The organism is Microscilla marina ATCC 23134 (genome assembly GCF_000169175.1).
Taxonomy (GTDB): Bacteria; Bacteroidota; Bacteroidia; order Cytophagales; family Microscillaceae; genus Microscilla; species Microscilla marina.
The window spans coordinates 146,027-160,164 of the sequence record NZ_AAWS01000018.1; the positions used below are offsets into that span (position 1 = coordinate 146,027).

At 47.9% G+C, this 14,138-nt stretch carries 1 protein-coding gene (cut by a window edge); it reads left to right on the forward strand.

What is annotated here, in order from left to right; all coding sequences use genetic code 11:
• Positions 1-14,138, forward strand: partial view of a PKD domain-containing protein gene (locus tag M23134_RS18145; RefSeq protein ID WP_045113814.1) — the 5' portion only. It continues 12,544 nt past the right edge of the window; only the first 14,138 of its 26,682 coding nucleotides appear in the window; it begins with the start codon at positions 1-3; the stop codon falls past the right edge of the window.

A 14,138-nucleotide genomic window follows, 5' to 3' on the forward strand; every position in this document is an offset into this window, starting at 1 on the left:
ATGACAAGATTTTTTACAAAACCATCTCTTACCTTCTTTACCCTAATTTTTTTAAGTACAGTTCAGTTGGTAACTGCCCAAACTGCTGACTTTGCACCACAAATTGTTGCCAATGGGTGCCAGGTGGCAACTTATCGTTTCAATGATGCTACCAGTTATGGAGGAACTGGCAAAACCACCGCCAATGTGTGCTATGAGTGGGATTTTGGCAATGGCAATGGTATTACGAAAGTAATAGCTACTGCCAATAGTGGAGGACGCCCAGTAACCAGTCCGGAAGCTTCTTATACTTCTTCGGGTACCTACAATGTCAGGCTAAGGATTTTTGACCACGATGGAACCAACTGTACCAATACTTTGGTGAGTGAGGTGACCAAAGTAATTGTAGTATACGACGAGCCTTCGCCAAGTTTTACTACTGCTACTACCTTTGGTTGTGTGCCTTATACAGCTACTTTTCAAGACCAAACAGATGTGTCGAGTAATTTGGTAGGAGCCATTGAAGAATGGACCTGGAATTTTGGTGATGGAAATTCTATTACAGTCAATTCGGCAGCTCCGGTAAATCACACCTATACCATCCCTGGTGACTATCAGGTAACCCTGACTGTAAAGACCAATGCCGGAGGCTTGGTGCAGTGTTCGGGGTCACTGGCAAGGCCCAACCTGGTGAGGGTAAGGCATACCCCTACTGCTGGCTTAAACCTAAGCAGTCCCCAACCTTGTGCAGTGCCTTATATAGCAAGTTTTCAAAGTACTTCTACGATCCCATCTACCCCATCGCCACCGGGTAGTATTACTACCTATAACTGGACTTTTTATGACGCTGATGGCACCACAGTGCTGGCCACCAGCAGCGACGAGAACCCAAGCAATGCAGTTACCTATAATGCTTTTGGCACCTATAGGGTTACCTTGCAAGTTACTTCAGCCGATGGTTGTACTGACATAGCCGATGTACCCAATGCGATTGTCATTACCGACCATACCACCGATTTTACTATACCTACCAAACCACCTTGTGTAAACGAAAGTATTACTTTTACCGAAACCTCTTCGGCAGGAGCCACGGGGTATGCCTGGACTTTTGGTGATGGCAACACCTCTACTACTCAAAACGGCACCCATACTTATGCGGCAAGTGGCACCTATAATGTGACCTTGACTACTACCTTTTCGGATGGGTGTACTGAGTCGGTAACCAAACCAGTAACGGTGAATGATTTGCCTGATGCTACTTTTCAGGTATCACCTACAGTAGGTTTGTGCGAAGTACCCAAAGCTTTTACATTTACTCCCAACATTACCGATGCCCCAGGCATTACTTACCAATGGAACTTTGGCGATGGCAATGTATTGGGGGGAGGGTCTTCTACCAGCAGGATAGCAAACCATACTTACACCGATTTTAATACTTATACTGTTACACTTACCGTGACTTTGCCAGGTCCTGAGTTGTGTTCAAGAACCGAAACTTTTAATATTCCAGTACTTGAGCCATCGCTTGACTTTACTTTTTCTCCCGATCCTGCCAAGGGTTGTCAGCCTTTGATGGTGACATTTACTCCTACCAACATTGTAGCCAATGAAGCCATTGCCAGTTATATCTGGACCTTTGGCGATGGCAATACCCAAACTGTAGCAGGGCCTACACCTTCTCCTTATACCCATACGTATACTGCGGGAGGAACTTACAGCGTAGACCTGGAAATTGTGACAACCAATGGTTGTAGAAAAAACATTACCAAAAACAATATTATTTTTGTGGGAGAGCCCCCGGTGATCAATGATGTCACCTTTAGTCGCACGGGTTGTCGTCGCGACGGCACAGGAACGGGCATTACCCTTACGCCTGTTTTTGGGGCGGTTACTGCCGACAGTATAGCCTGGGACTTTGGCGATGGCAATACTTTGGGCGATGGCACTTTGCCTTTTAACACGACTCACTTATTTGACCAAACCGGAAACCTTACAGTTACTTTGCGTGCCTACTTTAATGGTTGCGAGGTGGCAGTTCCTTATACCAAAAATATTCAGATTGATGGACCAGTTTCTAAGTTTGTAACAGTAGATAATATTGGTTGTGCCAGTGGTTCTACCATTACGTTCAACAATATGACTAGTTTGGATGCGCTCAATGGTACCACTACTTATACCTGGGATTTTGGTGACGGTACTGCTCCTCAATCTTTTACCTCAAAACAAGCCGCCCTTACCCATACGTATGCCACCCCAGGCGATTATACGGTAAGGTTAACTTCTACCAATGATGCTGCACCAGTGTGTACTGATTTTATGGAGTTACCGGTCAGAATTACCGCGTCTAATGCTTCTTTTACCGCATCGGCTACCGATATTTGTCGTACTACCCTTGTAACCCTTACCAATACCTCTACCACTACCGGCAACGGTACCATTGTACAATGGCAGTGGGACTTTGGCGATGGTACCTCGGTTACCAATAACAACGGCAACCCGGTAACTCATACTTATGTGCCCAGAGCCACTCCTTATACGGCAGTATTGACCATTACCGAGCAAGATGGTTGTACGTCTACCAGTGCTCCGGTCAACATCAATGTAAGGGGACCCTTGGCAGATTTTAATACGCCGGCTACAGTTTGTCAAAACCAAGCAGCTACATTTACCGATGCCTCCACAGTACAACCCAATACCAACAATATTGTAAGGTGGGAGTGGAACTTTGGTGATCCGGCAAGTGGAATAAATAATACGGCTACTTATACTACTACTACTAACCCTACTCACCAGTTTAGCTCTCCTGGTACTTATACGGTTACTTTGAGAGTGGTAGACAACGATGCTACAGTGGGGCCTTGTGAACACACCATTACCAAACAAATAGAGGTATTGCAACCACCAGTGCCAACCATTGCTACCCCACGTGACACATTTTGTACGGCAGATCCCGGACCTATTGCATTTGATGCTTCGGGTACTACGGGTAATATTGTAAGTTATACCTGGGACTTTGGCGATGGTGGCGCTGGTACTACCTTTGGGGGTACTTCGGCTACTCCCTCGCATACCTACACTGCCGATGGTTTGTATGCCGTTACTGTTACTGTGTTGGATGTGAATGGTTGCTCAGCTTCTGTTTCAAAAAATATTGTGACCATTACTCCTGATGTTGAAATAAGGGCCAATGGATTAACTGCCGACCAAGTGGTGACTTGTCCACCTGGAAATATTACGTTTACTGCTGATCCGTTACCCAATGCCGCTACCACTAAAGTAACGAGCTGGCAATGGGACTTTGGCGATGGGAATGTGGCCAATGTACAAAACCCACCTACCCACACTTATTTGTTTCCGGGTAGTTATACTGTAAAGCTCACTGCAGTGACTGAAGCAGGGTGTACTATAGTAAAAACTTTGGCTAACTTTATATTGGTACAAGGACCAGAGGGAACTTTTACTTTTACTCCTGACGAAGTTTGTTATACTGGCACGGTTGCTTTCCAGATAACTGGCCTTAACAATGTGTCTACTTACCAACTTGACTTTGGTAATGGTACAGCAACGTCAGTAACGCCTGTACCTGGTGGAACCAATTCAAGTACAATTATTAGTGAGGTAGGTACTTACAATGGGCCTGGAGTTTTTACACCTATTTTAACCTTGGTGGATGGTACAGGCTGTACAGTAGCTTATCCTTCCCGCATAGGGCCAGTGACTGCCAGTGGTAACCCTACCGCTAATTTTACCTGGAATAATGGTGCCAGTGGAAGCATTTGTAGAAATGTACAGTTTACTTTTGAGGATGCCAGTACACCCGATGCTCCCTCTGTCCCCAACCCTGTATTACAGGCAAATATTACTACTAGAGAATGGACAATTTATGACGGTACAGGTGGTGGAGCTTCTCCAGTAGCTACTTTGAGTGGTACATCGGCTAATTATACCTTCCCAAGTGCAGGGAGTTTTGATGTTAAATTAAAAGTAACCACTGGTTTTGGTTGTACTGCTGAAATCACCAAAACGGTGACCGTAGTAGAGCCGAATATTACAGCAGCTTTTACTTTTAGCCCCAACAATATTTGCCCCGAAGAACAAGTAAACTTTGATGCCAGTACCTCTACCAGTACCAGTGGTGGGGGAGGACCCTTGCCGCTACAGTATGCGTGGCGCTTTATCAACGATGCTACAGGCACGGTGGTAGGTACCTCAGACATTCAGCAGCCTAGTTTTAAGTTTCCTACAGCAGGTGTTTATAATATAGAATTGACAGTAACCGATGCCGTGGGTTGTACCAATGGATCTACCGTAACCCAAGCCATTACTGTACAACCCAAACCCCAGTTTAGTACGGGACCTTCAGATGCTACCATTTGTTCGGGCGATACGCCAGTTACTTTTAGTGCGACTGTCACTGCGGCTACTTTAGGCGTGGCCGATGTAAATTATCAGTGGCAGGTAGACGATGGCGGCGGGTTCATTGACTTGAACAATAACGCTACTTATTCGGGAACCAATGGTACCTTAAGTGGCGCGTCGGCTACTACCGACCTGGTATTGACTAACCCTGCCATTACTTTGAACGGGTACCGCTACCGTTGTGTGATCCAACAAGTAAATACTACCCAGTGTAGAGACACTACCAATATAGTCACCTTAATTATTAATCAGGCACCTACGCCTGCCAGTGCAGGAACTGACCAAAACCTTTGTGATGTAAACACAACCAACTTGGCGGGTAATGTAGCCACTATAGGTACAGGACAATGGACACAGGTAAGCGGCCCCCCGGCTACTATAGCCAATGCTACTAGTCCTACTACGGCAATCAATGGATTGGGAGCAGGAGTGTATGTGTTTCGCTGGACGATAAGTAATGCCCCTTGTCCACCCTCTACCGATGAAGTCACCATTACCAACTCGCAAAGTGCCAATGCTGGGATTGATCAAATTACTTTATGTAATGCCACCAGTGCTAATCTGGGCGGTAACCAACCGGTAGGAACCGGAGCCGCAGGTACTTGGTCGGTGATTTCAGGACCTAACACGCCTACTTTTACCGATGCCAATGTATACAATACTACAGTCAATGGCTTGGTGGTGGGAGCATACGAATTGGAATGGCAAATAGCCGGAGCCCCAGGTTGTGGAACCACCAGCGACCGGGTGATTATTCAGAATAACAGTATTCCTACTTTTACAGTACAGCCTTCTAACGAGGTGATTTGTCAGGGACAAAACGTTACTTTTACGGTCAATGCTGGAGCCATCAGTTATCAGTGGCAAATAGACGATGGTAGTAACCCAGGTATTTTTGTAAATGTGAGCAATGGAGGGGTATACAGTGGAGCTACCACTGCTTCGCTTACAGTTACTGGGGCGCCTGCTTCTTTAGACAATGCCAAATACCGTTGTGTGGTTACCAATACGGCTACCTCTTGTCAAAACACGTCTAATGAAGTAACCTTAAGAGTAATACTTACCCCCACTACCAATGCTACAGCAAGTGCGGCAAATGTTTGCCAGGGAGATAATGTAACAGTCAACTTGGATGATACAGACGCAGGTTATCAATACCAACTAAGGGTAGGTACTACCCCGGTGGCAGGTGTGGCAACCCTCACTGGTACGAATGCTGCAATGAGTTTTGCTGCTTTTGCTCCTGCTGCCACGGCTACTTATAATGTATTGGTGACAAGTACTGCGATTGGGGGCGAGACTTGCCAAACCCAATTGGCGGGTACCTTTACGGTCACTGTAGACCCCACGCCTTCGGCAGCAGTGATTGGAGGTAATCAAGATATTTGTGGAGCCACTACTGCTACCCTGTCGGCAACTACGCCTACGGTGGGTACTGGGCAATGGACAAGTGCTGGGCTTGCTGTGGTAGACAACCCTGCCAATCCTAATACTACAGTGTCGAACCTGCAAGTGGGTGCCAACCAGTTTACCTGGACAGTTACCAATGGTTCTTGTCCACCTAACACGGCAACAGTAACAATTACTCGCTTTGAAGCACCTACTGCCAATGCCGGACTTGACCAAACAATATGTCCTGATAATCTTAACTTAAACGCCACTAAAACACCAACTGCAGCTGTAGGTACCTGGACAATTATTAGCAAACCTGCTATTTCACCAGACCCTACTTTTGCTGACGCCAATAGTGCTACAACCAACGTAAGTGGCTTGCAAAACGGGAGTTATACTTTCCGCTGGACGGTAGCGAATGGCAATTGCCCAGATGCTACTGATGATGTAGTGATTACGAGGGATGCCGCTGCAGTGACCTCAAATGCTGGAACCGATATTAATATATGTGCGACCACAGCTACTTTAAATGCTACAGCTCCTACTGCCGGAACAGGTACCTGGACCATCGAGTCGGGCGGGGCGGGTGCTACCATTACTAATACTGCTGACCGCACATCTACTGTCACAAACTTGCCTGTGGGAACAACCACTTTGCGTTGGACAGTAGCAAACGCGTGTGGAAATGCTACCGATGATATAATTATTACCCGTTTTGAGGTGCCTACGGCAAACGCAGGGCTTGACCAGACAATATGCCCGGATAACCTTGATTTAAATGCTACTAAAACGCCAGCGATGGCTGTGGGTACTTGGACAATCATTAGCAAACCTGCAGCATCTCCAGATCCTACCTTTGCCGATGCCAACAGTGCTACTTCTAACGTAAGTGGTTTGCAAAATGGAAGTTATACTTTCCGTTGGACAGTAACCAATGGCAATTGTCCTGATGTCATTGATGATGTGGTGGTTACGAGAGATGCTTCTCCAAGTACCTCAAACGCGGGAACTGATATTGATGTGTGTGCTACTACGGCTACTTTGAATGCTACAGTACCTACCAGTGGCACAGGAGTATGGAGCATAGTATCGGGTGGTGCAGGGGCTGTCATTACCAATACTGCAGACAGAACTTCTACTATTACCAACTTACCCATAGGTGCTACTACTTTGCGCTGGACAGTATCAAATGTTTGTGGAAACTCGACGGATGATGTAGTTGTTACTCGTTTTGAAATACCTACGGCAAATGCCGGGCTGGGTGGAAGTATTTGTGTAGATAACTTTACTTTTAATGCTAACAAAACACCTGCGTCATCTACTGGTCTTTGGACAGTTATTGCCAAACCGGGCGCAGCACCCAACCCAACCTTTGCCGATGCTACCAGTGCTACTACCAATGTAAGTGGATTAGCTGAAGGTACTTATACTTTCCGTTGGACAGTAACCAATGGAGTGTGTGCACCCGTTTCATCTGATGTGACGGTGACCCGCGACCCCGCGCCAAGTACTTCTAATGCAGGGGCTGATCAAACGCTTTGTGCGGATAATACCACCTTGAACGCTGCCAACCCAACCAATGGTACAGGGGTATGGAGCATTGTGGCAGGAGGAGCAGGAGCAACCATTACCAATACTGCCGATAGAACCTCTACAATTACCAACTTGCCTTTGGGAGCAACTACTCTGAGCTGGACAGTGACCAATGCTTGTGGCACTTCTACCGATCAGGTAATCATAACCCGTGAAGAAGCACCAGTGGCAAACGCGGGCATCGACCAAACCGTTTGTCCTGACAATGCCATATTAAATGCTACTAAATCGCCTACTGCTGCAATAGGCGCCTGGAGCGTAGTAAGCGGACCAAGCGTGCCTACATTTAGCAGTGCCGCTGACCCTTCTGCCACGGTGAGTGGTTTGGTCACGGGGGTATATGTGCTCCGTTGGACAGTCACAAATAATACTTGCGGGTCGGTGTTTGACGATGTAACCATTACCCGTGACCCAGTGCCGAGCGCTTCTAATGCCGGGGCTGATCAAACGCTATGTGCCGCTACTACCAACCTAAACGCAGTGGCGCCTACCAGTGGTACAGGGGTTTGGTCTATCTCTTCGGGAGGTGCCGGGCTTACCTTTGCCGATGTAAATGACCGCACCACGGTAATTAACAATATTCCTTTGGGTGCCACGGTGCTCACCTGGACAGTGACCAATGCTTGTGGTACTTCTGCCGACCAGGTAACTATTACCCGCGATACCGACCCAACTACCGCCAATGCGGGTACCGATCAAACGCTTTGTGGTACTTCGGGAGTTTTAAATGGCAACACACCTACTTCGGGTACAGGTACCTGGACACTGGTAAGTGGCGGTGGAACTATTGTAAACCCTAATACCCCTAATTCAGCCGTAATTAATTTGCCTGTAGGCAATAATGTATTTCAATGGAATATCACCAATGGTACTTGTGCCACCCCATCTTCCGATCAGGTAACCATTACCCGTGAAGGAAGTGTGACTTTGTCGGATGCCGGACCTAACCAAGTGGTTTGTTCTGGTACAAGCGTGACTTTGGCTGCCAATACCCCTACCAGTGGTACCGGGCAATGGTTTGTCAGTGCGGGTACTGGTACGATTACTAATAATTTAGACCCCAATACCACGGTGACTAGTTTGGGTGCTGGAATTAATACCTTTGAGTGGAGAGTGATAAATTCTTGTGCCACGTCTATTTCTACAGTAGACATAGAGGTAGCCAATAATACTACGGTGGCCAACGCAGGAGGTGACCAAACGCTTTGTGCGAGCACTTCTACTACTTTGAATGGTAACAACCCAACTGTGGGTACCGGACAGTGGCAAATAGTATCGGGACCAGGTACCATTGCCAACCCCAACAGTTCTACGACAGTAGTCAATGGTTTGGTAGTGGGGCAAACCACAGTTTTCCGATGGACTATCACCAATGGTTCTTGTCCTTCTAACCAAGATGACGTAAATGTAACTGTAACTGCGGCTCCTGTAGTAAGTGCAGGAACCCCCAACACGGTGTGTGGAACAGTATCAGTACTCAATGGCTCAGATTTGCAAGCTGGCGAAACTGGACAGTGGACTGTAGAGGCGGGTTCAGGAGTGTTTTTAGATGGTACCGATCCTAAAACCGGGGTTTCGGGACTTACGGCAGGGGCGTTAAACCGCTTCCGATGGACGGTAACCAAAGCAGGTTGTTCGCCAGTATCACAAACAGTAGATATTACCAGCGTAACCCAGCCAATAGTGAATGCGGGTTCTCCTCAAACCATTTGTGCAACCACTGCCACATTAGATGCCACCAATCTTGCTACAGGCGAAACTGGACAATGGACGGTAGAGTCAGGCACGGGGACTTTTCTTGACTTGACCGACCCTAAGTCGCAGGTAAGCGGACTAAGTGCCGGGTTGAACCGTTTTCGTTGGACTGCCACCAATGCGGCTGCCTCAGGTTGTACAGCGTCGGGCACCGTAGATATTACAGTAATCCCCCCCCCTACAGTCAATGCAGGAACTAACCAAACAGTGTGTGCGACTACCACGTTTTTGGACGCAAGTAATTTGGGCGCAGGCGAAACGGGACAATGGACTATAGAATCTGGAACAGCGGTATTTGTAGATGATACTGACCCTAAATCAGGGATTTCAGGTTTGACCTCAGGAGCCACCAATACTTTCCGTTGGACAGTTTCTAAAACAGGTTGTGCGCCAGTTTCAGAAACCGTAAATGTCACGGTAATACCACCACCTACAGTCAATGCAGGTTCTCCACAAACTCTTTGTGCTACTACTACCGTGCTTGACGCGAGTAACTTAGGTACGGGAGAAACCGGAGTATGGAGTGTAGAAGCAGGTACGGGAACCTTCTTAGATGCTACTGATCCTAAGTCAGGAGTTTCGGGTATGACAGCGGGTGTAGTAAACCGCTTCCGTTGGACAGTGACCAAGAGTGGTTGTCCTCCCATTTCTCAAACGGTAGACATTACCGTAGAGGCTACCCCTACTACCGCCAACGCCAATGGTGACCAAAACCTATGTAATGTAACTTCGGCAACAATGAATGCCAATACGCCTACAGTGGGCACCGGACAATGGCAAATCGTATCTGGTCCAGGTACCATTGCAGCGGCTCAATTATCCAGCCCCAACGCAGTGGTGAATAATTTAAACACTACCACCCCTACTGTACTTAAATGGGTGATTAGCAATGGCGGTTGTCCATCTTCTGAAGATCAAATCACAATTACAGTAAATGGCCCGCCTACTACCTCGGTAGCTGGGGCTAATCAGAGCTTGTGTAATGTAACTACCACCGCAATGGCGGCCAATACGCCTGTAATAGGTACGGGTACCTGGACAAAAATATCTGGTCCGGGTGTTATTGGAGCAGCTGAAATAAACAATCCTAGTGCAGCGGTTACTGGCTTGACTCCTGGTACTACTACACGTTTCAGGTGGGTGATTAGCAGTGGAGCTTGTGGTACTTCAGAGTCTTTTGTAGATATTAGCGTAGATGCTTTACCCACGACTGCGGCCATTGCAGGTGGCGACCAAACTTTATGTAATGTAACCACTACTACCATTACTGCCAACTCGCCTACAGTAGGCACCGGACAATGGCAGCTGGTATCGGGTCCGGGTAGCATTACCAATGTCAATGCAGTAAGTACCAGTGTGACTAGCTTGAACAGCACCACCCCTACGATCGTGCGTTGGGTGGTCACCAATGGAGGCTGTACTTCGCAAGATCAAATCAATATTACAGTAAACGCAGCTCCTACCACAGCAAGCATTCCGGCAGGAGACCAAAACTTATGTGATGTTACGACAACGACTGTTACTGGAAACACCCCCACGGTAGGTACAGGTACCTGGACAAAAATATCTGGCCCTGGAACGATTGTATCACCCGGTAATGCTACTACTACAGTCAGTAATTTAAATAGCACTACCCCCACAGTATTAAGGTGGCAAATCACCAATGGCACCTGTAACTCTGATGCTCAGGTAACGATTGCAGTAGATGCAGCCGCTACTGTAGCCACTACCAATGGTGATCAAACCTTATGTGCCACTACTACCGCAAACATTATAGGAAATACGCCCACCGTAGGTACTGGAGCTTGGGTGAAAGTGTCAGGACCTGGAAATATTACAGATATCAACAGTGCCACTACCACCGTTACCGGGCTTACTACGGCTACCCCAACCGTGGTACGTTGGACTATTACCAATGGAGCCTGTAATACCAACGCTCAGGCAACCCTTACGTTAGAAGCAACCCCTACTACTGCGGCAGCAGGTGCCGATCAAGATTTATGTAATGTGACTACGGCCACGCTTGCCGCGAATAACCCCACGGTGGGCACTGGCACCTGGCAAATTGTATCGGGTCCGGGCACGATTGCGGGGGCAGAGTTGAATAACCCGAATGCACCTATTACTGGATTGAGCGCTACTACTCCCACAGTAGCCCGCTGGGTGATTACGAACGGAAGTTGTAGTTCACAAGACGAAGCAACGATTACGGTAAGTCCTGCGCCAACCGTGGCCGCCGTAACAGGTGGCGACCAAACACTTTGTGATGTGACCAGCACGACCATTACTGGAAATACCCCTACGGTAGGTACCGGAGTTTGGGTGAAAGTATCCGGTCCTGGAACAATCACCAATGTAAACAGTGCCACCACAACAGTGACTGGCTTGAATACAACGACTCCAACGTTTGTAAAATGGACGATTAGCAACGGAAGTTGTCCAGTTTCAGAAAACCAAATCAGTATCACAGTGAATGCGGCGCCAACGGTATCAAATGCTGGCACGAACCAAACGCTTTGTAATGTGACTACTGCCACAATGGCGGCTAATACGCCCACGGTAGGTACGGGAGCCTGGGTGAAAGTATCTGGTCCGGGCACGATTGCGGCGGCCGAGGTGAACAACCCCACCGCTCAGATCACTGGCCTAACGGCTGGTTCGACTACTCGTTATCAGTGGGTGATCAGTAATGGGGTTTGTACCAATTCCAGCAGCACGGTAGATATTACCGTAGATGCCTTGCCAACGACGGCAGCGGTAACGGGCGGTAACCAAGACTTGTGTAATGTAACCAGCACGACCATTACTGGAAATACGCCCACGGTAGGTACCGGAATTTGGGTGAAGGTATCTGGTCCGGGCACGATTACTAACGTGAACGCAGCATCTACCACAGTCACTGGTTTGAACAGTACTACCCCCACCGTAGTGAAATGGGTGATCAGCAATGGTAGTTGTACCGATTCTGAGAGCCAGATCAGCATCAATGTAAATGCTACACCCACGGTGGCCAATGCAGGAGGAAACCAAACGTTGTGTAACGTGACTACGGCTACCATTACCGGAAACACGCCCACGGTAGGTACCGGAATTTGGGTGAAGGTATCTGGTCCGGGCACAATTGCGAATGTAAATGCGGCTTCTACCACAGTGAATGGTTTGAACAGCACCACGCCAACTGTGGTGAAGTGGGTGATCAGCAATGGTACTTGCACCGATTCAGAAGATCAAATTACTTTAACTATAGAAGCCCTGCCAACGGTAGCCAATGCTGGAAGCGATCAAACGCTTTGCAATGTGACTACGGCAAATATTACCGGAAACACGCCCACAATGGGTACCGGAATTTGGGTGAAAGTATCTGGTCCTGGAACAATTACCAACGTGAATGCAGCATCTACCACAGTGACAGGCTTGAACAGCACTACTCCTACATTAGTGAAGTGGGTGATCAGCAATGGTAGTTGTACCGATTCGGAAGACCAAATTAGTTTGAGTGTGGACGCTTTGCCAACGGTGGCATCGGTAACTGGCGGCGACCAAACGTTGTGTAATGTAACGACGGCAAATATTGTTGGAAACACGCCTACGGTAGGTACTGGTCAATGGGTGAAAGTGTCTGGTCCAGGAGCGATTGCGAATGTAAACCTGGCAAGCACCAGTGTAACTGGCTTGAATACGACTACCCCAACTGTAGTGAAATGGGTGATCAGCAATGGTACTTGTACCGATTCGGAAGATCAAATCACGATTACGATAGATGCTTTGCCAACGACGGCAGCAGTAACGGGCGGTAACCAAGACTTGTGTAATGTAACCACCACCAACATTACTGGAAATACCCCAACGGTAGGCACTGGTCAGTGGGTGAAGGTATCTGGTCCGGGAACAATTACCAACGTAAATGTAGCGTCTACCACGGTTACTGGTTTGAACAGTACTACGCCTACTGTGGTGAAATGGGTCATCAGCAATGGTAGTTGTACCGACTCTGAGAGCCAGATCAGCATCAATGTAAATGCTACGCCCACGGTGGCATCGGTAACTGGTGGCGACCAAACATTGTGTAATGTGACTACCGCCAATATTGCTGGAAACACGCCTACGGTAGGCACTGGTCAATGGGTGAAAGTATCTGGCCCAGGAGCGATTGCGAATGTAAACCTGGCAAGCACCAGCGTAACTGGCTTGAATACAACTACCCCAACTGTGGTGAAGTGGGTGATCAGCAATGGTAGTTGTACCGATTCAGAAGACCAAATTACGATTACAGTCAATGAAGCTGCCACGATTGCGGCAGCAGGTGCCGATCAAAACTTATGTAATGTGACTACGGCCACGCTTGCTGCGAATAACCCCACAGTGGGCACTGGAGCCTGGCAAATTGTATCGGGTCCGGGCACGATTGCGGGAGCACAGTTGAACAATCCAAATGCTACAGTGACTGGCTTGAGTACTACTACTCCCACAGTGGTACGTTGGGTGATTACGAATGGAAGTTGTAGTTCACAAGACGAAGCGACTATCACAGTAAGCCCTGCCCCAACCACGGCAGCCATAACGGGTGGCGACCAAACACTTTGTGATGTGACCAGCACCACCATTACTGGAAATACCCCGACAGTGGGCACCGGACAGTGGACGAAGGTATCCGGTCCTGGAACAATCACTAATGTAAACAGTGCCACGACAACGGTGACTGGCTTGAACAGTACTACCCCTACTTTTGTAAAATGGGTGATTACGAGTGGAACTTGTAATTCAGAAAATCAAATCAGTATCACAGTGAATGCGGCACCTACGGCATCTAATGCAGGGGTGGATCAAAACTTATGTAACGTGACCAGTACTACGCTTGCCGGGAATAACCCCACCGTAGGTACCGGAACCTGGACAGTAGTTTCTGGCCCTGGAACCATTCTTCCTGCCCAGGTCAATAGCCCTACGGCTACTTTGAGTAATTTGAGCACGACCACACCCACAGTAGTTCGTTGGGTAAT